Origin of the sequence: Sinorhizobium sp. P24N7 (assembly GCF_042436655.1) — a bacterium.
Classification (GTDB): domain Bacteria; phylum Pseudomonadota; class Alphaproteobacteria; order Rhizobiales; family Rhizobiaceae; genus Sinorhizobium; species Sinorhizobium meliloti_A.
On sequence record NZ_JBHMIW010000007.1, the window covers coordinates 349,538 to 368,851 of the forward strand.

Sequence of the window (19,314 nt, forward strand, 5' to 3'; positions counted from 1 at the left end):
GTGCGCCCGTTCGCCGCCCGACTTCGACCACTTCGATTTCAGTTTCCCCCAAATCGCCGTTACCTTCGCCTCTACCGCTGGAAGGGCTCGCACCTCGACTCCGCAAGGAATGTGCGGACCAGGTCCTCGAAGCTGTCGAGAGGTGCCAGGGCTCGAAGAACTGCGTAACCTTCCTCGTCCTTCATCTCGATCATGATCGATTGCGCCAGCGCTTCGGGCGGCGACTTGCGCAGCTCGACGAGCTGGATCGGTGTGGCGACCACGAGGTCGAGATCGCCATGGACGGCTGTCTGGTCGTTCATGCTGAAGACCTCGTTCGACCCGCTGTCGAAGATCGCAAGCGACCAGAAGGGCACGTCGCCGCGCCCGACGAAGCGAGCCGGAGCGTCCGCCACCGAGAAGCTGCAGACGGCCGTACGCAGGAAGGGGTCGGCGTTGTTCAGGCCTGTCGGCCCCGGTTCGGCGGTCAGCGGAAAGAAGCTGTCCATTTCGAGCAGGCCGAGCACGCGCGTATAGGCATCGCGGCCGGTGAACTGGGGCAGGGCGAGCACGATCACGATATGAAGAAGCGCCGCTCCGACGAGACCGACGAGAATGGCGAAGATGATGCTACGCATGCCCGCACCCGGTTTTTGCGATCTTCGGCATTGCGAGGTCGATCAAGCCGGAGGACCCTGCCGTCGGCGTGTCCAGAAGGGTCAGCACGAGCGCGAAGCTGCCCGTCCGGGGTATCGCCAGCCAGTTGTCGGGCTGGGCAACCGGGGAAACGTGGATGACGAAGCGGCTGTCCTCGGCGCGCAGGACGGTCCAGGAATTGATTGCGGAGGGCAGGTCCGGCCCCGGCAACAGCGCGGTCCCGTCCGCCGCCGCCGCATAAAGGGTCCAGAACCGCGCCGGCGGTGTCATACCCGAAATGTCATAGGAGCAGGCGGCCGAGAGGCGCGCACCGGTATCGTCCGTGAGCGCGGTAAAGGCCAGTCCCTCGGCGCCGCCATAGAGCAATTCGCCTGCCCGGGCGCGGTGCGCCTTGGCATAGGGATCGGCGGAGACGGTCTGCGCTTCGGGAAAAGCGATCCAGGGACCGATCGCGATCGAGCCGAAACCGACGGTCGCCTTCAGCGCCCATACGGCCGTCCCGATTCCGCCGCCGAACGCGACGATGAGGGCAAGAGCGACAAGGAGGGGAACTCGAAACAAGTGGCGGCTCTATCGAATGTTGCGTCGTTTACCCTGTCGGCGCTCGTAGGGGCGCCGCTCGGCCTGTTCGCCAGAGAACGGATTTCTGACTGCCAAGTCAATTGTTTGTCGTGCCGGGCATGGTCCGTATGTTCACGCCGCGATCCGTCGGCTCGAGCACGGCAACCTTGCCGCCGGGCCTTTCGCGCGCCTTGAGCGGTTGCGCTTTCTCGAATGTGTCGCCGATCTTTTTCAAGAGCCGGGTTACGTCGGCGGATAATGACCGCGGCCGCACGAGCGGCGGCAGGGCGTTCTCGTCCGGCTTCGCAGTTTCGGCGACCCGCTCCTTCGCCGGTTTGGCGGGTGCGATTTCGATGCCGGGAATCGCGCGGTGCTCGATCCCCTGTTCGGCATAGTCCATCAGCCGCTTGAAGGTCATCGCCGGGAGAGATCCGCCGGTCATTTCATCGGTGGAGGTATAGTCGTCATTGCCGAACCAGACGGCCGTGGTGTAGTCGCCGGTGAAGCCGACGAACCATGCGTCGCGATAAGCCTGTGTCGTTCCGGTCTTGCCGCCGGTGACGATCCCGTTGTCGAGGGCTGCGCGCCGCGCCGTCCCGATGACCGGAATCTGCGTCAGGATGCGGTTCATCGACGAGACCGCCTGTTCGCTCAGAACCCTGCGTGGCGGCGGCGCGTCGCGCCCGAAGTCGTAGAGAATGTCGCCGTCATAGTTGAGAATCTGGCTGATGCCGTGGCGTTGCGACTGGAACCCGCCCGCCGGAAAGACCGCATAGGCCGTCGCCTGATCGAGCACGGTCACTTCGGAGGTGCCGAGCGGCATGGTCTTGTCGGTCCGAACCGGGGTCTCGACGCCCATTCTCCTGGCGGTCTCGGCAATGATTTCGGTACCGAGCTTGTCCTTGGCGAGGCGGACCGGAATAGTGTTGATCGATCTCGCGAGCGCGTTCATCATCGTTACCCGGCCGGCATATTTGCGGCCGTAGTTCTGCGGCGACCAGCCGCGCCAGGTGATTGGCGCGTCCACCACGATGGTTTCCGGTGTCATGCCCTTTTCCATCGCGGCAGCGTAGGTATAGACCTTGAAGGACGACCCCGGCTGGCGCAGCGCGCGCGTGGCGCGGTTGAATTGGCTTTCGCCGTAGTCGCGGCCGCCCACCATCGCCCGCACCGCGCCGCCATGCTCGACCATGACGAGAGCGCCCTGCTTGACCTTGTAGCTCTCGCCATATTGCCTGAGGCCCGATTCGACCGCTTCCTCGGCTGCTTGCTGCAGCCCCATGTCGATCGTCGTGCGCACGATCAGCGAATGCTGCGCGAAGGGAGCGGCAATGCGCTGGACCTCTTCGAAGGCCCAGTCGAGGAAGAAATCCGGTGCCTTGACCTGAGCACGATCGACCACCGAGGCTGGGGTCAGGCGGGCGGCGATCACCTGTCCTTCCGTCATCAGCCCACCCTGTACGAGATTGCTCAGGACCTCGTTGGCGCGGGCACGCGCCGCCGGCAGGTTCACATGGGGGGCATAGCGCGCCGGCGCCTTGAAGAGACCGGCGAGCATCGCCGACTCGGCAAGATTGACGTCGGTAATCGCCTTGCCGAAATAGAACTGCGCCGCCGCTGCCGCGCCGAAGGTGCCGCCGCCCATATAGGCGCGGTCGAGATAGAGGCGGAGGATTTCTTTCTTCGACAGGTTGGATTCGAGCCAGACGGCAAGAAAGGCTTCCTTGATCTTGCGCTCGATCGTCCTCTCGTTCGAGAGGAAAAGGTTCTTGGCCAGTTGCTGCGTCAGTGTCGAGCCGCCTTGAACGACCCCGCCGGCGCGAGCGTTCTCGGTCATGGCGCGTGCGAGCCCGAGAAAATCTATGCCCCAATGGTCGAAGAAGCGCCTGTCTTCCGTGGCGAGGACCGCCTTTATGAGGTGATCCGGCAGCTCGTCGATCGGGACGGAGTCCTCGTGGATGATGCCCCGGTGGCCGATCTCGTTGCCGTAACGGTCAAGAAAGGTGACTGCGAAATCGCTTTGCGCCCGCCAGTTGCCCTTGGTTTCCTCGAAAGCGGGAAGGGCGAGCGCCAACATCAGCACCGAGCCCGCCGCGCCGAGGGTCATTCCCTCGCCGAGCACTTCGAAGAACGCTCTTTTCCAGCCGCGCACGCGAAAACGGCGGAAGAAGATGGTGGTGTCCTCCCACCACTCGCCGAGCCGGAATCCTGCACTCCATACGGTCGAATCGATCCAGGAATCGATCCGAAGAAAGATGTGTCGCCTTTTCGGCCGGTTGTCCTCTTTCCTCGGTTCCTGCACGGCTTTCATGTCCCGAAGGTTCTGCCTCATGACGATATTTGCACGGGGCGGCAATCCAATCTACTTGCATATCGCGCAACCCGCCTTAAAAAACCGGCAATTTTCTGCGAAGTTTCAAAGTTGGCTCGGATTTTACGAAAGTGTGACTTTATGGGCGAAATGCCTTTCTGGAAGACGAAAGGTCTCGAGGAGATGACCGGCGCGGAGTGGGAGAGCCTCTGCGATGGTTGCGGGCTCTGTTGTCTCAACAAGCTCGAGGATTGGGACAGTTCCGAGATCGCCTGGACTTCGATCCGCTGCACCCTGCTGGATGGCGAAAGCTGTCGCTGCAAGGACTATGACAATCGCCAGGCAACCGTCCCGGACTGCATTCAGTTGACGCCGAAAGCGGTGCGCGAAATCAGCTGGCTGCCGCCGACCTGCGGTTACCGTCTGGTTGCCGAAGGCAGGGATCTCTACTGGTGGCACCCGCTCGTCTCCGGCGATCCGGAGACCGTGCATGCGGCCGGCATATCCGTGCGCGGACGCACCGTCGCCGAGGACGGCATCGACATCGAAGATTATGAAGATTATCTCGTGACCTGGCCACTGGAGGTCGGCAGGGAACCGGCCGATTAGGGCACGCCTCAGAGTGCTGCAGCGACTTCGCGGACCGTCGCCGTCAGTGACGGCCGTTTTTGCTGACGAGGCTTCTCGGCGCGACATTGCGCCATGCGGTTTCCATGGACTGGCGAACGAGTTCGTCGTCGGCACCGACGAAATAGAAGGATGTCCAGCCGCGTGCGCCCCAGCCGCCGGGAACGGCGGCGCAGACGCCGGGCTCCATTTCCAGAAGCATTCGCTGCTGGTCCGGCGTGAACTTGAATACGGCGCGACCGGCTTCCGGCAGGGTCATGAAAATCCGGTTGCCCACACGGAAATCCCGTGCACCGAAATGGGCATTTTCCTGGGTTCCCGGAAGGCTCAGGGCCAGCTTTTCGATTTCTTCGGACAGCATGGAAGGAGAGTAGCACGGAATTGCCGATTGGCAAAAATCCGGCGGCTCCGGGGCCGCCGGGGCAATTCACTCTGCGGGAGGAACGGTCTTCTGTGCAGCCTCGCCGACCGTGCGCATTTCGCGCCACTCGTTCTCGAACCGCTCGAGCAGCGATTGCGGGATTCTGGATTGCGGTGATACCGGTGGCTTGTTCGCGAGTGTCTTCATCCGGACCTCCTTTGGGCGAGACTGTTGGACTGGGCGGACGATTCCACAGGATAAAGACTTTGTAAATCAGCGGTTTAAAGCATTTAAACGATTGAAAAAAATTTAAATCGATTAATTTCCCAGCCGATCCACAGAAAGGTGGCAGCAGTCTCGTTGATGCCCGCGCCGAGCTGTCCCAAAAACTTGTTCGCCCAACTTCTGCAATCTACGGTCGATTCCCGTATCAGAGATCAGACAACCGCCGGACGCGAGTCCGCGGAGCCACAAGGCCGACATTCATTTGCCATTCAGCCTGTATCGGTTAATGATTCCGGCATAGTGCTTCCCAAGTCGAAAGTGCGTTCATGTCTTCAGCATTGACCATAGCCGCGCTCGCCGCAGGCCTCGCAGGCTTTTCTCCGCCTGCCGTCAACATGCCTGCGGTTGTCGTCCGCGTGGCTGGCGATTGCAGCGCGGCCGCCGCGCAGGTGGTTGCCCAGACGGGTGGCGAGCTGCTTTCTGCCCAGCCGACCGGCGATGGGCAGTGCGTGGTGACGGTGCTCATCCCGGGCAACGGAGGGCGCCCCAAGAAAGTCACGGTGAAAGTGCCTATGTAAGCTTTTTCGGGGTACCCGAAGGCAAGGGAAGTGGACGAGAATGCGCATTCTGATCGTCGAGGACGATACCAATCTGAACAGGCAGCTGGCCGACGCTCTCAAGGAGGCCGGTTATGTCGTCGACCAGGCTTATGACGGCGAAGAGGGCCACTATCTGGGCGATGCGGAGCCCTATGATGCGGTGATTCTCGATATAGGCCTTCCGGAGATGGACGGCATCACCGTTCTCGAGAAGTGGCGCGCAGACGGCAAGACCATGCCGGTGCTGATCCTGACGGCCCGCGATCGATGGAGCGACAAGGTCGCAGGCATCGATGCCGGCGCGGACGATTACGTGGCGAAGCCTTTCCACGTAGAGGAGGTGCTGGCCCGCATCCGTGCTTTGATCCGGCGGGCCGCCGGGCACGCAAGCTCCGAGATCGTCTGCGGCCCCGTCCGTCTCGACACCAAGGGCTCCAAGGCGACTGTCGCAGGCGTGGCGCTGAAGCTCACATCGCACGAGTTCCGCCTGCTTTCCTACCTCATGCATCATATGGGACAGGTGGTTTCCCGCACCGAGCTGGTCGAACACATGTATGATCAGGACTTCGATCGCGATTCCAACACGATCGAGGTTTTCATCGGCCGGCTCCGCAAGAAGATCGGCAATGATCTGATCGAAACGGTGCGCGGCCTCGGATATCGCATGCAAGCACCCGGCAATGGCCATTAGATCGCTCACGGCGCGCGTTTTGGCGGTTTCGACCGTCTGGGCCGTCGTTGCCCTCGTGGTGATCGGGGTCGTCATCTCCGCCCTTTATCGGCAGGGCTCCGAGCGCGGCTTTCAGGACCTGCTGCGGGCGCAGCTCTACAACGTCATCAACTCCATCTCTGTCGACGAGAAGGCCGCGCTCTCCGGTAGCCCGCAGCTTGGCGACCTGCGCTTTTCCCAGCCGCAGACGGGCTGGTATTGGATCGTCGAGCCGATCGGCGAATTCGACACGCCGCCGCTGATATCGACTTCGCTCGGCACGGCGAAACTGCCGATCGTCAGCGTCGACGAGGTCCCCTTCGATATCCGCTACGAGCGGTTCTACACCACCACGGATCCGTTCGGAAACGCGGTGGAGGTGGCCGAAACCGAGGTCGTTCTCGACATTCAGGGCCACGCCGCCCGCTTCCGCGTCGCCGGCAATCGCGATGTCCTCGAGGCCGACATAGATCGCTTCACGCGCAACCTCACGATCGCCCTGTCCATTTTCGGTCTCGGCGGCCTTGGCGTTAACGCGCTCACGATCCTGTTCGGCCTGAAGCCGCTCGATCAGGTACGCCGCTCGCTCGAAAAGATCCGCACGGGGGAGAGCGAACGGCTGGATGGCGCGTTCCCGCGGGAGATCCAACCCCTTGCCAACGAGGTGAACGCGCTGATCGACAGCAATCGGCGTATCGTCGAACGCGCGCGCATGCAGGTCGGCAATCTGGCCCACTCGCTCAAGACGCCGATCGCCGTGCTGCTCAACGAGGCGAGAGTGCTGGAGGTGCCGCACGGCGAGCTGGTCAGGGCCCAGGCGGACGCCATGCAGACACAGGTGCAGTCCTATCTCAGCCGCGCCAGGATTGCCGCCCAGCGCGGGTCGATTCTGGCGCGGACCGAAGCCCAGCCGGCACTGGAAAGAATCATGCGGGTGATGCGGCGGCTCAACCCGGACAAGCAATTCAGCCTCTCCATCAATCCGCCCGGACTGGTGCTGGCGATGGAACAGCAGGACGTCGAGGAAACGGTCGGCAACTTGCTGGAAAACGCCGCCCGTTACGCGCATGATAGGATTTCGCTGAATGTTGAGCCGGCCCCCGAAGATGCGCGCGAAAGGGAGCCGGGCCGCCAGTGGATCGTGCTCCAGATCGACGACGACGGACCGGGGCTCGACCCCGATCAGATCGCGGTGGCGATGAAACGCGGCAAGCGGCTCGACGAGAGCAAGCCCGGAACCGGGCTCGGTCTTTCGATCGTAAGCGAGATCGTGGGTGAATATCAGGGAAGCGTGGAGCTCAGCCGTCGCGATGTGGGAGGGTTGCGCGCCACGCTCGTACTGCCGGCCGCGGTCTGAGCGCCGGTCGGAAACGACTGATGCGGGACGATCGTGATCCGGCGGTCACACCCGGACCTGAAAATGCCGGCGCTGACGGCAGGCGGTTGCCTCCACCCGCAGGTGGTGCAAAAAGAACTCGACCGAAGCCAGCCGTTTCGATGGATATTCCCGAGGCGCGACTGGCGACCGGCAAGAGGAATGAGTAGCGCGTATCATGAGGAATTACGCAGAAATGACGCGAGCTTTCGCGTCACGCGGCAGGATAGCGGTGGTGGCTTCGGGTGTAGCCCTCGCCGGCTGTGGCACGACCTCGTCCGGTCAGGGTGGGGCGGTTGCCGGGCTCGGAGCAGCGTCCACCCGCGTTGCATCGTCAGCCACCTATATCGAGGCCCTGCAGGGTGGCGTCGTTTCGCGTCTTGGCGGCGTCGAGCTCGGCAAGTCGGATCGGCAGCGGGCGCTCGAGGCCGAGTATCGCGCCCTCGAAGCCGCGCCGGGCGGGCAGCCCGTCGCCTGGCAAGGGCGGGGCGTCAGCGGCTCGGTCGTCGCTGCCGCACCCTATCAGGTCGGGTCGCAGAATTGCCGTCAGTACAGCCATACGGTGACCGTCAAGAGCCAACAGACCACGGCACGCGGCGCCGCCTGTCGCAACAGCGATGGAAGCTGGACGCCGCTCACCTGAGCGGCACCGCCCTCGAATATCGCGAACCGTGGAAGGCGTTGAATCGCGGGGGCTGCTTTGGGCGAGCGGATTCTCCTTGCGCGGCGGCATTCTTGCGGCGAAACGCCTCAAATATACGTCATTGCCGGTTTTCGAGTTGGAATGACATGGCCCTCATAGTATTCCCCAAGCATGTTGTTCTGGATCCTCGTCGCCATTCTGACGGCGGCTGTCGCAGCCGTGCTTCTTCTGCCGCTCATGCGGGCGGCAGAGCCGCTGCCGTCTCGCCATAGTCACGACATCGAAGTCTATCGCGATCAGCTCGGCGAGTTGGCGCGGGACCGGGAGGCCGGTCTGATCGGAAGCGAGGAGGCCGAGCTGGCCAGGGCCGAGATCGCCCGCCGCATGCTGGCCGCCAGTGCCGCGGATCAGGCTGTGGCGGAGCGCACGCCGAAGCGGCTTCTATCCAACCGCCTGGCGCAGGCTTTCATTTTCCTCTGTCTTCCGGCCGTCGGCCTTTGTCTCTATTTGACGACCGGCAGCCCCGGTGTGCCGGCGCAGCCGCTCGCGGCTCGCCTTGCCGATCCCGGCGACGACGTCAACATCCTGATCGCGAAGGCCGAAAACCACCTGGCTCTCAATCCGCAGGACGGCGCCGGCTGGGACCTGCTGGCGCCGATCTACATGCGCCACGGCCGCGTGGATGACGCCGTCGCCGCCTACGACCGCGCGATCCGCCTGCTCGGGCCAACCCCGGCAAGAATGGGCGGCTACGCCGAGGCTCTCGTGGCGCAGGCCGGCGGCCTGGTCACATCCGAGGCGCAGAACGCGCTGCAAAAGGCGCTGGCGCTCGACCCCGACGATCCGCGCTCCGCATTCTACCTCGCGCTCGGCCTGAAGCAGGAGGGCAAGCACACCGAAGCGCTCGCAGCCTTCCGCAAGCTCGCAGAGAGCTCACCGGCCGATGCGCCCTGGCTGTCTCTGGTGAACCAGCATATCGCGGAGCTCGCCGCCGCTCCGGCTGGTCCAGGCCCTGCCGCGCCCGGAAATCCGGCTCCCGGCGATATCGCCGCCGCAGAAGAAATGAATGCCGGCGACCGGCAGGCGATGATCCGCGGCATGGTCGACAGCCTGGCAAGCCGCCTGAAAGAGGATCCGGCCAATCTGGAGGGGTGGATGCGCCTGATCCGTTCCTATGTGGTGCTCGACCAAAGGGACAGGGCGAAAATTGCGTTGCATGACGGGCTGAGGGCCTTCCCGGAAACGGGCGAGCAGGGAAAGCAGTTGCTGGCCTTGGCCCGGGAACTGGGGATCGACGCGGGCGGAGAGGCTGAATGACACGCAAGCAGAAAAGGTTGGCGATAATCGGCGGCGGCGTGGCATTTCTCACGGCCGCGGTGCTGCTCGTCATGTTCGCCTTCAGCCAGGCGGTCGCCTATTTCTACGTTCCGGGCGATCTTGCGAAGGCCGGCGTCGCGCCGGGGACGCGCATCCGCCTCGGCGGACTTGTCGAGGCGGGCTCCGTAAAGCGCGGCGAGGGAAGGACTATCACATTCACGGTGACGGATACGCTTGCGACCGTTCCGGTGACCTATACGGGCATCCTGCCTGACCTCTTCCGCGAGGGCCAGGGCGTGGTGGCCGAGGGAGCCTTCGTCGGAGGCAGCCCGGTTTTCGTTGCGGACACCGTCCTCGCAAAGCATGATGAGACATACATGCCGAAGGATGTCGCCGACCGCCTCAAAGCGCAGGGTGTCACGCTCGGCGGGGAGGAAAACATCCGATGATCATCGAACTCGGGCACTATGCACTGGTCCTGGCGCTCGCGACCGCAATCATCCAGGGGGTCTTGCCGGTCCTGGGAGTGCGGCGCGGCGACCCTTCCTTGATGGGCCTGGCAGCAAACGCGGCGCTCGTCTGCTTCCTGCTGGTGGCATTCTCCTTCGCGGTGCTGACATTCGCCTATGTGACATCGGATTTCTCGGTCAAGAACGTCTGGGAGAACTCGCATTCCCTCAAGCCGCTGATCTACAAGATCACCGGGGTCTGGGGAAACCATGAAGGCTCGATGCTTCTCTGGCTGCTGATTCTCGTCTTCTTTTCCGCGATGGTGGCGCTCTTCGGCCGCAACCTGCCGGAGACGTTGAAGGCGAACGTGCTTGCGGTGCAGGCCTGGATCGCGACGGCCTTCGCGCTCTTCGTCCTGCTGACCTCCAATCCCTTCGCGCGGCTCGTGCCGGCACCGGGCGAGGGCAGCGACCTCAACCCCGTGCTGCAGGATATCGGGCTCGCGATCCACCCGCCCTTGCTTTATCTCGGCTATGTCGGCTTTTCCGTATGCTTCTCCTTCGCGGTCGCCGCCCTCATCGAGGGGCGGATCGACGCGGCCTGGGCGCGATGGGTGCGGCCGTGGACACTCGCCGCCTGGACCTTTCTTACCGCCGGCATCGCCATGGGCTCCTATTGGGCCTATTACGAGCTGGGCTGGGGCGGCTGGTGGTTCTGGGACCCGGTCGAAAACGCCTCTTTCATGCCTTGGCTTGCCGGAACGGCACTTCTGCACTCGGCCCTGGTCATGGAGAAGCGAGAGGCGCTGAAGATCTGGACCGTGCTGCTGGCGATCATGACCTTTTCGCTGTCGCTGCTCGGCACGTTCCTGGTGCGCTCCGGCGTGCTGACATCCGTCCATGCCTTCGCCACCGACCCGACCCGCGGCGTCTTCATTCTCGCCATTCTGGTCGTCTTCATCGGCGGTGCGTTTTCGCTCTTTGCCTTCCGTGCCTCCCATCTCAAGGCCGGCGGAATATTCGCGCCGGTTTCGCGCGAGGGTGCGCTCGTCGTGAACAACCTGATCCTGACGACGGCCACGGCGACGGTGCTGACCGGCACGCTGTATCCGCTGGTACTCGAAGCGCTCACCGGCGACAAGATTTCGGTCGGCGCGCCGTTCTTCAACATGACCTTCGGTCTGCTGATGCTGCCGCTCATCGCCGTCGTTCCCTTCGGTCCGCTGCTTGCCTGGAAGCGCGGCGACCTTGCCGGTGCGGCGCAACGTCTGTTTGCGGCTGCCGCCCTGGGCCTGCTCGCTGCCGCGATCTGCTATTACGCGCTGCACGGCGGCCCGGTCCTGGCACCCTTCGGCCTCGGCCTCGGCGTGTACCTGATCCTGGGAGCGCTTGCCGATCTGGTTCTGCGCTCCGGTCTCGGCAAAGTGGCGGCGGGCGTCGCCTGGAGACGGCTTTCGGGACTGCCGCGATCGGCTTTCGGCACGGCGCTCGCCCATATCGGGCTCGGAATCACCCTTATCGGGATAGTCACGGTCACGGCTTTCGAAACGGAAACGGTCGTCGAGATGAAGCCCGGCGCGGTGGTCGACGTCGGGCGCTACAGCCTGCGCTTCGACGGCATGCGTGAAGGGCGCGGGCCGAACTATACCGAGGAGGCCGGCCACTTCACCATCAGCCGAGGCGGGGTCGCGGTTACCGATATCTGGTCGTCGAAGCGGCTCTATTCCGCGCGCCGCATGCCGACGACGGAAGCCGGAATCCGGACCTTCGGCCTCAGTCAGCTCTATGTTTCGCTGGGCGACGACATGGCGGATGGCGGCATCGTCGTCCGCATCTGGTGGAAACCGCTGATTCTCTGCATCTGGGGCGGCGCGCTCGTGATGATGGCTGGCGGCATCGTCTCGCTCAGTGATCGGCGCCTTCGCGTGGGCGCACCGGCGCGTGCCAGAAAGGCGCTGGCGATGGGAGCTGCGGAATGATCAGGCGGCTGCTGCTCGCGCTCTTCCTTCTCCTTGCCTCGGTCGTTCCGAGCCTTGCCGTCAATCCTGACGAGGTGCTCGCAGATCCGGGGCTAGAGGCGCGTGCCCGTGCGATTTCCGCCCAGCTTCGCTGCATGGTCTGCCAGAACCAGTCGATCGACGACTCCAATGCCGAACTCGCCAAGGATCTGCGGCTGCTCGTGCGCGAGCGGCTGAAGAACGGCGATACGGACGAGGCTGTGATCTCCTACGTCGTCTCGCGCTATGGCGAATTCGTTCTTTTGAAACCTCGCTTCGAGGCCAAGACGCTCGTGCTGTGGGGCATGCCCGCCATCCTTCTCGTGGCCGGCATCGTCACCCTCGTCCTGGCGGGGCGGCGCCGCGCCGCGAGGATTCCCGGCGCCCCCCTTTCCGCCGAGGAAAAGGAAGCGCTGGACAAGCTCCTGCGGCCCTGATCTCGAGCGGGATTCCCGGCTTTGCGGCGCACCACCCGGCGCAGGGACTCCGGCAGCTTGCCGGGCCGAGCGGAACATTACCAAAAATTCATCTGCCGGACAGAACTCAGTAAGGTCCAACCCGTTACATCTTTCGACACAGGCTGTTTCCCCAGGGGACAGCCAGACGAGCGGATCTCCGGCAATCAGGCCCTTGGTCCGGCTCGGAGAAAGGTTTCGAAGCCGCCTGCCCCTGCAGGCGGGCTTCCTGAAAGAGAGAAGGCAAAGCGAATGTCCACGATCAAAAATTCCCGGCCCTCCTTGAAGACAGTGCTGAAGACAACGACGGTTGCGGGTGTCGCGGCCGTGCTGCTGACCACCGGCCTCCCGGCAGAGGTTACCAAGTCCTTCGCCGAAGCCGTCAGCGTGCCCGCTCCGGCTGTTCCGAGCTTCGCGAACGTCGTCGACGCCGTTTCTCCGGCGGTCGTCTCCGTCCGCGTGCAGGCACGTGAGCGCGTCAGCGACGATGGAAGCAACTTCACCTTCGATTTCGGCGGCCGCGGCTTCGAGGATCTGCCCGAAGACCATCCGCTGCGGCGCTTCTTCCGCGAATTCGGTCCCGGTGACAACGACCGCGCGGATCGCTGGCGGGACCGTCGCGGCCCCCGCGGCGAGGGTCGTCTCCGTCCGCGGGCACAAGGGTCCGGCTTCTTCATCACCGAGGACGGTTACCTCGTCACCAATAATCATGTCGTCTCCGACGGCTCGGCCTTCACCGTCATATTGAACGACGGTACCGAGCTCGATGCCAAGCTCGTCGGCAAGGACAGCCGGACCGATCTCGCCGTGCTCAAGGTCGACGACAAGCGCAAGTTCACCTATGTCAAGTTCGCCGACGACGAAAAGGTCCGCGTCGGCGACTGGGTGGTCGCCGTCGGCAATCCCTTCGGCCTCGGCGGCACGGTGACCGCGGGCATCATCTCCGCCCGGGGACGCGATATCGGTTCCGGCCCCTATGACGACTATCTGCAGGTCGACGCAGCGGTGAACCGCGGCAACTCCGGCGGCCCGACCTTCAACCTCGCAGGCGAAGTGGTCGGCATCAACACGGCCATCTTCTCGCCCTCCGGCGGCAATGTCGGCATCGCCTTCGCGATTCCCGCAACGGTCGCGAAAGACGTCGTCGACTCCTTGATGAAGGACGGCACGGTTTCGCGCGGCTGGCTGGGTGTCCAGATACAGCCGGTGACGAAGGACATCGCCGAGTCGCTCGGCCTGTCCGAAGCGAATGGCGCCCTCGTCGTCGAACCTCAGGCAGGCTCGCCGGGTGAAAAGGCGGGCATCAAGAACGGTGACATCGTGACGGCCCTGAATGGCGAACCGGTCAAGGATCCGCGCGATCTTGCCCGTCGGGTCGCGGCATTGCGCCCCGGCTCCACCGCCGAGGTCACGCTGTGGCGTAGCGGCAAGTCGGAGACGGTCAAGCTCGAAATCGGCACGCTGCCGAGCGATTCCAAGGAAACGCCGGCGACCAGCGAAGCGCAGCCCGATGAAGGTCAGGCAGGCGAGGAGGCGCTGGCAGACCTCGGCCTGACGGTAACCCCGTCGGACGACGACAGTGGCGTCACGATCACGTCCGTCGATCCGGACTCCGCCGCCAGTGATCGCGGCCTGAAGGAGGGCGAGAAGATCGTCTCCGTCAACAATCAGGACGTGAAATCGGCGGACGAAGTTCTCAAGGTCATCAACAACGCCAAGAAGGATGGACGGACCAAGGCTCTGTTCCAGATCGAGGCTCAGGAAGGCAGCCGCTTCGTCGCACTCCCCATCGCTCAGGGCTGAGACGCCGCAGGAAGGGGCGCGGACTTTCCGAACCCCGCTCCGACTTGGAAGGCGCCGCGACATCGAAAACATGTCGCGGCGCTTGGTGTTTCAAATCCCGTCAGCCGCAGCGGGCTGAAACCGGTTGAGACGAACGGAGGTCCGGGACTATGGTCACCCGTATGAAGATTCTGATTGTTGAAGACGATCTGGAGGCGGCCGCCTATCTGGCCAAGGCATTCCGTGAGGCAGGCATCGTCTGCGATCACGCGAGCGACGGCGAGGCCGGCCTGTTCATGGCGAGCGAGAATGCCTATGACGTTCTCGTCGTGGACCGCATGCTTCCCCGCCGCGACGGTCTTTCGCTGATCACCGAACTCAGGCGCAAGGACATCCACACGCCCGTGCTCATTCTCTCCGCACTCGGGCAGGTGGACGACCGCGTCACCGGTCTGCGTGCCGGCGGCGACGATTACCTGCCGAAGCCCTACGCCTTCAGCGAGCTCCTCGCGCGTGTCGAGGTGCTCGGCCGCCGAAAGGGCGCACCCGAGCAGGACATGGTCTATCGCGTCGGCGATCTCGAACTCGACCGCCTGTCCCATTCGGTCCGGCGGCAGGGCAAGGAGATATCCTTGCAGCCGCGCGAATTCCGGCTGCTCGAATACCTCATGAAAAATGCCGGGCAGGTGGTGACAAGAACCATGCTGCTCGAAAACGTGTGGGACTACCACTTCGACCCCCAGACCAATGTGATCGACGTGCACGTCTCGCGCCTGCGCTCGAAGATCGAGAAGGATTTCGATCCTCCCCTGCTGCGGACGATCCGGGGCGCCGGATACATGATCAAGGACGACCGGACCACGGACACATGAGCAGGGTAGGCGTGCTGTTCAGGACGACCGCAGTCCGGCTCTCTGCGCTCTATCTGGTCCTCTTCTCCCTGTGTGCGGCCTTCCTCGTCTTCTACGTGACCGGCATGTCGGAGCGCCTCCTGCAGCAGCAGACGCGGGAAGCGATCGCCGCCGAAGTGGCGCAGATCGCCGGCGTATACGACCGGGCCGGCATCAACGGGCTGCTTCGCTCGCTCGAGCGCCGGGCACGTCAGCCGGGAGCCAATCTCTACGTCATTGCGGGTCCGAACGGAGAGATCCTCGCCGGAAACGTGGCCGCGCTGGAGCCGGGGCTGCTCGATGACGAAGGATGGAAATCCGAGCCGTTCCGTTACCGGCGCTTCACCGACGAGAGCCGCGCCGACAGGCATGTCGCCCTTGCCCAGGTCCTGATGCTCGACAACGGGTTGAGAGTCCTCGTCGGACGCGACCTGCAGGAACCCGAAAAATTCCGTGCGCTCGTCCGTCAGGCGTTGATGGTCGCGCTCGGCATCATGGGGCTCGGTGCGCTGGTGATCTGGTTCGGCATCGGCCGCAACGCCCTGCGCCGGATCGACCGCATGTCGGAGGCGAGCACCAAGATCATGGCCGGCGACCTCTCGCAACGCTTGCCGACGAGCGGTTCCGGCGACGAGTTCGACCGTCTTTCCGAATCGCTGAACGCGATGCTCGAGCGCATCGAAAAGCTGAACGAAGGACTGAAACAGGTCTCGGACAACATAGCGCACGATCTCAAGACACCGCTGACGCGCTTGCGCAACAAGGCAGAGGCGGCGCTCGCCGATACCGAAGAGGGCAACCAGAGCGGTGCGCTCGAACAGATCATCGCCGAGTCCGATCAGCTGATTCGTACCTTCAACGCGCTTCTGATGATTTCCCGCGTCGAAGCCGGCTCCGCCGTCGCCGAGATGAACGAGGTCGACCTGGCGCAGATCGTGGCGGATTGCGTCGAACTCTACGAGCCGCTGGCGGAAGACAAGGAAATGCGTATCGAAGCGGAGGCGGCGGCGGGGGCGGCGATCTCCGGCAACCGCGAACTGATCAGCCAAGCGCTTGGCAACCTGATCGACAATGCGATCAAATACGCGGAAGGTGCCGAAAATCCGCTGATACGGGTTGAATTGAAGAGGAGCGCTCGTCACGCCGTGTTGACCGTTGCCGACTACGGGCCCGGCGTTCCGGAGAATATGCGCGGGGAGGTCGTCAAGCGTTTCGTTCGCCTGGACGAAAGCCGGTCGAAGCCGGGGACGGGCCTCGGCCTCTCGCTCGTCGAGGCCGTCATGGAGATGCACCGCGGCTCGCTGGAACTGTCGGCGACGGAGGAGGACGGTCGGGGCCTGGCGGTTCGCATGGTTTTCCCGGCGGTTGCGACCTGATAAACCCATGACGGGAACCGAAGGGGGGATTGTGCATGGCGGAAGCGATCGAGCGGTCTTTGTCCGATATCGATGTGGTGGCGATTCGCCCGGCGAGCCAGGCGGACGCCAAAGCCGCCCTTTCCGTACTCAAGGATGCGGCGAAGGGTAGCGAACGCATTGCCAAGCTCATTGCCTCGGACGCGCCGCTCAAGGATTTTCTCGTTGCCGCCTTCGCGCTTTCGCCATTCCTACGGGATACGGCGCGTAGCCACCCGGCGATCCTCGAAGCATTGCTATCCGAGGCGCTGCCGACGTTTTTGAAGCGCAGGATCGAGGCCGCAAGGGTGTCCTGGCGGGGTGATGCGCCCGGGGCGGCGCTGCCGGACGCCGAGATCATGACGCGATTGAGACGGGCGAAGCGCGAGGTCGCCTTCGCCGTCGCGCTTGCGGACCTTTCGCGGCTTTTCGGTGGCCGTGAGACGACACGGTGGCTCAGCGATTTTGCAGAGGCGGCCGTTTCGGCGGCGATCGATCATCTGCTGCTCGGCGCGCATGAAAGCGGCAAGTTCGTGTTGGAGGACAGTTCCGCGCCGTCTACCGCCTCCGGCGTCGTCGTGCTTGGAATGGGAAAGCTCGGCTCCGGCGAGCTCAACTATTCTTCCGATATCGATCTTGTCGTCTTCTACGATCCGCAGTCGGGCATCATCACCAATCGCGACGATGCTCCGGAAACCTTCGCCCGGCTGTTGCGGCGCTTGATTCGCATCCTGCAGGAGAGAACCGGCGACGGCTATGTCTTCCGCACGGATCTGCGGCTCAGGCCAGACCCGGGCTCCACGCCGCTTGCCATCCCGGTCGAGGCGGCAATGCTCTATTACGAGAGCAGGGGGCAGAACTGGGAACGGGCCGCCTTCATCAAGGCGCGGCCGATCGCGGGCGATGTGGACGCAGGCGAACGCTTCCTCAAGGAACTGACGCCCTTCGTCTTCCGCAAGTACCTCGACTATGCGGCAATTGCCGACATTCACTCGATCAAGCGGCAGATCCATGCCCATAAGGGGCACGGAGAAATCGCCGTGAAGGGACACAACATCAAGCTCGGGCGCGGCGGCATCCGGGAGATCGAGTTCTTCGTTCAGACCCAGCAGCTGATCGCCGGCGGCCGCACGCCCGCGCTGCGTCTGCGCGAAACGGAAGCGATGCTGCGGATGCTCGCCGAGAGCGGCTGGATCGACGCGGCGACGGCCGAGGAGCTTACCGATGCCTATTGGTTCCTGCGCGACGTCGAGCACCGCATCCAGATGGTGCATGACGAGCAAACCCACCTCCTTCCGGAAACCGAGCCGGAGCTCAGGCGGATCGCCTATATGCTGGGCTTCGAGGATACGGCTTCCTTTTCGAATGCGCTGTCGCGCGTGCTTCGCGCGGTCGAGCGGCGCTATGCGCAGCTTTTCGAGCAGGAGGCGAAGCTATCCACCGAAACCGGAAACCTGGTCTTCACCGGTCAGCAGGACGATCCGGATACGCTCGAAACGCTGAAGAAGCTCGGTTTCCAGCGGCCGTCCGACATAGCGAATATCATTCGCACCTGGCACTACGGGCGCTATCGGGCAACGCAATCGGTCGAGGCGCGCGAGCGGCTGACGGAACTGACGCCGGAGCTCCTGCGCGTCTTCGGCGAAAGCAGGCGGGCCGACGAAGCGTTTCTGCGTTTTGACCACTTCCTCTCCGGTCTGCCCGCGGGGATCCAGCTCTTCTCGCTGCTCGGCAACAATCCCGGCCTCCTGTCGCTGATCGTCAATATCATGTCGTCGGCACCGCGCCTGGCTGACATCATCGCCGCCAAGCCGCATGTCTTCGACGGCATGCTGGAGCCGGGGCTGCTTGCCGAACTGCCGACAAGGGATTATCTGGCGCCGCGCATCGCGACCTTCGTCGGCGCAGGCCGGCACTATGAGGAGGTGCTGGACCGCTTGCGCATCATCGCCGCCGAGCAGCGCTTCCTGATCGGTATCCGGCTGCTCACAGGCGCGATCACCGGCCTTCAGGCGGGGCGCGCTCTCACCGACCTTGCCGATCTGATCATTGCCGCCGCGCTCGATGCGGTTCTGGAGGAGGTCCGGTCGGCGCATGGACGTTTCCCCGGCGGGCGGGTCGCAATCGTCGGAATGGGCAAGCTCGGCAGTCACGAATTGACCGCCGGCTCCGATATCGATCTCATCCTGCTCTACGATTACGACGACGAAGTGCTCGAGTCCGACGGCGCCAAGCCGCTCGATCCGGTGCGTTATTTTACGCGGGTCACGCAGCGGCTGATCGCCGCGCTTTCCGCCCCGACCGCCGAGGGCATCCTCTACGACGTGGACATGAGGCTGCGACCCTCCGGCAACAAGGGGCCGGTTGCCACCCGCATAACCGCCTTCGCCAAGTACCAGCGAACGGAAGCCTGGACCTGGGAGCATCTGGCGCTGACGCGGGCGCGCTGCATCTGCGGCGACGAGAGCCTCGTCGGCGAAGCGGAGGCGATCTTTGCCGAGATACTCACTGAAAAGCGCGACATCGCGAAGATCCGCAAGGACGTCGAGGAGATGCGCGGCCTGATCGACAAGGAGAAGCCGCCGAAGGACATCTGGGATTTCAAACTCATTCCCGGCGGATTGGTCGACATCGAGTTCATCGCCCAGTACCTCGCCCTGATCGCGCCGGCGAGGGGAGTGACGTCCCCTCCTGCCGGCACGCATACGCTCGAGGCGCTGAAGGCGCTCGGTGCCGGGATGATGAATGCGAACGATCTCGATACGGCCGCCGAAGCGCTCGTACTCTTCACCGAGCTGTCGCAGCTCGTGCGCCTCTGCATCGATGGCGACTTCGATCCGAAGGAAGCGCCGGCCGGTCTCGTGGATCTCGTCTGCCGTGCCGGAGACTATCCGGATCTGACGCATCTCGAAGCCGACATTCGCCGTTACTCGAAGGCCGTGCGCCGGATCTTCCAGGGGGTCGTCGCTGCAGCGTAAGCGGA

18 protein-coding genes are annotated in these 19,314 nt (G+C 63.8%); 13 read left to right on the forward strand and 5 right to left on the reverse strand.

Annotated features, from left to right (window positions below; all coding sequences use genetic code 11):
• Positions 1-71: 71 nt before the first annotated feature.
• From ACFHWW_RS15075 to ACFHWW_RS15085, 3 genes are all read right to left on the reverse strand, one after another.
• Positions 72-617, reverse strand: coding sequence for a membrane protein (locus ACFHWW_RS15075; protein WP_018094549.1), 546 nt, complete (start codon positions 615-617; stop codon positions 72-74).
• On the reverse strand, positions 610-1,197 hold the full coding sequence (locus tag ACFHWW_RS15080) for a DUF1214 domain-containing protein (RefSeq protein ID WP_100672015.1): 588 nt from the start codon (positions 1,195-1,197) through the stop codon (positions 610-612). Before ACFHWW_RS15080 ends, ACFHWW_RS15075 begins: the two co-directional genes overlap by 8 nt.
• Positions 1,198-1,294: 97 nt before the next feature.
• Positions 1,295-3,529, reverse strand: a complete 2,235-nt coding sequence (locus ACFHWW_RS15085) for a transglycosylase domain-containing protein (protein ID WP_100672016.1) — start codon at positions 3,527-3,529, stop codon at positions 1,295-1,297.
• A gap of 120 nt (positions 3,530-3,649) precedes the next feature.
• Between ACFHWW_RS15085 and ACFHWW_RS15090 the strand changes: the two genes are divergently transcribed.
• Positions 3,650-4,117 carry a YcgN family cysteine cluster protein gene (locus ACFHWW_RS15090; protein ID WP_003527370.1) on the forward strand — a complete coding sequence of 156 codons (468 nt, stop codon included), beginning with the start codon at positions 3,650-3,652 and terminating at the stop codon, positions 4,115-4,117.
• A 43-nt stretch (positions 4,118-4,160) separates the two neighbouring features.
• Here the strand turns inward: ACFHWW_RS15090 and ACFHWW_RS15095 are convergent, their stop codons facing one another.
• Both ACFHWW_RS15095 and ACFHWW_RS15100 read right to left on the reverse strand, forming a co-directional pair.
• Positions 4,161-4,496: an MmcQ/YjbR family DNA-binding protein gene (locus ACFHWW_RS15095; protein ID WP_018094552.1), complete on the reverse strand. Its 336-nt coding sequence runs from the start codon at positions 4,494-4,496 to the stop codon at positions 4,161-4,163.
• A 66-nt stretch (positions 4,497-4,562) separates the two neighbouring features.
• On the reverse strand, positions 4,563-4,703 hold the full coding sequence (locus tag ACFHWW_RS15100; protein ID WP_003527368.1) for a hypothetical protein: 141 nt from the start codon (positions 4,701-4,703) through the stop codon (positions 4,563-4,565).
• Between the two features lie 344 nt (positions 4,704-5,047).
• On the opposite strand from ACFHWW_RS15100, the gene feuN reads away from it, so the two are divergent.
• The 12 genes from feuN to ACFHWW_RS15160 all read left to right on the forward strand — a co-directional run bounded on the left by feuN (position 5,048) and on the right by ACFHWW_RS15160 (position 19,309).
• Positions 5,048-5,299 carry a two-component system FeuPQ modulator FeuN gene (gene feuN, locus ACFHWW_RS15105; protein WP_003527365.1) on the forward strand — a complete coding sequence of 84 codons (252 nt, stop codon included), beginning with the start codon at positions 5,048-5,050 and terminating at the stop codon, positions 5,297-5,299.
• Between the two features lie 40 nt (positions 5,300-5,339).
• Positions 5,340-6,011 carry a two-component system response regulator FeuP gene (gene feuP, locus ACFHWW_RS15110; RefSeq protein WP_003527364.1) on the forward strand — a complete coding sequence of 224 codons (672 nt, stop codon included), beginning with the start codon at positions 5,340-5,342 and terminating at the stop codon, positions 6,009-6,011.
• The gene (feuQ, locus tag ACFHWW_RS15115) at positions 6,001-7,386 is read left to right on the forward strand and encodes a two-component system sensor histidine kinase FeuQ (RefSeq protein WP_100672019.1); all 1,386 of its coding nucleotides are present in this window, start codon (positions 6,001-6,003) and stop codon (positions 7,384-7,386) included. The genes feuP and feuQ overlap by 11 nt, the downstream gene beginning before the upstream one ends.
• Before the next feature lie 214 nt (positions 7,387-7,600).
• Positions 7,601-8,047 (forward strand): hypothetical protein, encoded by a 447-nt coding sequence (locus tag ACFHWW_RS15120; RefSeq protein ID WP_100672020.1) that lies wholly within the window; start codon positions 7,601-7,603, stop codon positions 8,045-8,047.
• Between the two features lie 171 nt (positions 8,048-8,218).
• Positions 8,219-9,364, forward strand: a complete 1,146-nt coding sequence (ccmI, locus tag ACFHWW_RS15125) for a c-type cytochrome biogenesis protein CcmI (protein WP_324763104.1) — start codon at positions 8,219-8,221, stop codon at positions 9,362-9,364.
• Positions 9,361-9,813 (forward strand): cytochrome c maturation protein CcmE, encoded by a 453-nt coding sequence (gene ccmE, locus ACFHWW_RS15130; RefSeq protein ID WP_029958929.1) that lies wholly within the window; start codon positions 9,361-9,363, stop codon positions 9,811-9,813. Before ccmI ends, ccmE begins: the two co-directional genes overlap by 4 nt.
• Positions 9,810-11,792: a heme lyase CcmF/NrfE family subunit gene (locus tag ACFHWW_RS15135; RefSeq protein ID WP_379938997.1), complete on the forward strand. Its 1,983-nt coding sequence runs from the start codon at positions 9,810-9,812 to the stop codon at positions 11,790-11,792. The genes ccmE and ACFHWW_RS15135 overlap by 4 nt, the downstream gene beginning before the upstream one ends.
• Complete coding sequence (locus tag ACFHWW_RS15140) at positions 11,792-12,247, forward strand: cytochrome c-type biogenesis protein (RefSeq protein ID WP_100672259.1); 456 nt, start codon at positions 11,792-11,794, stop codon at positions 12,245-12,247. Before ACFHWW_RS15135 ends, ACFHWW_RS15140 begins: the two co-directional genes overlap by 1 nt.
• 270 nt (positions 12,248-12,517) lie before the next feature.
• On the forward strand, positions 12,518-14,068 hold the full coding sequence (locus tag ACFHWW_RS15145; RefSeq protein WP_379938999.1) for a Do family serine endopeptidase: 1,551 nt from the start codon (positions 12,518-12,520) through the stop codon (positions 14,066-14,068).
• Positions 14,069-14,217: 149 nt separating this feature from the next.
• Positions 14,218-14,919 carry a response regulator transcription factor gene (locus ACFHWW_RS15150; RefSeq protein ID WP_018094561.1) on the forward strand — a complete coding sequence of 234 codons (702 nt, stop codon included), beginning with the start codon at positions 14,218-14,220 and terminating at the stop codon, positions 14,917-14,919.
• Positions 14,916-16,313, forward strand: a complete 1,398-nt coding sequence (locus ACFHWW_RS15155; RefSeq protein ID WP_379939001.1) for a sensor histidine kinase — start codon at positions 14,916-14,918, stop codon at positions 16,311-16,313. Before ACFHWW_RS15150 ends, ACFHWW_RS15155 begins: the two co-directional genes overlap by 4 nt.
• A gap of 35 nt (positions 16,314-16,348) precedes the next feature.
• Positions 16,349-19,309, forward strand: coding sequence for a bifunctional [glutamine synthetase] adenylyltransferase/[glutamine synthetase]-adenylyl-L-tyrosine phosphorylase (locus tag ACFHWW_RS15160; RefSeq protein ID WP_379939003.1), 2,961 nt, complete (start codon positions 16,349-16,351; stop codon positions 19,307-19,309).
• Positions 19,310-19,314 lie beyond the last annotated feature (5 nt).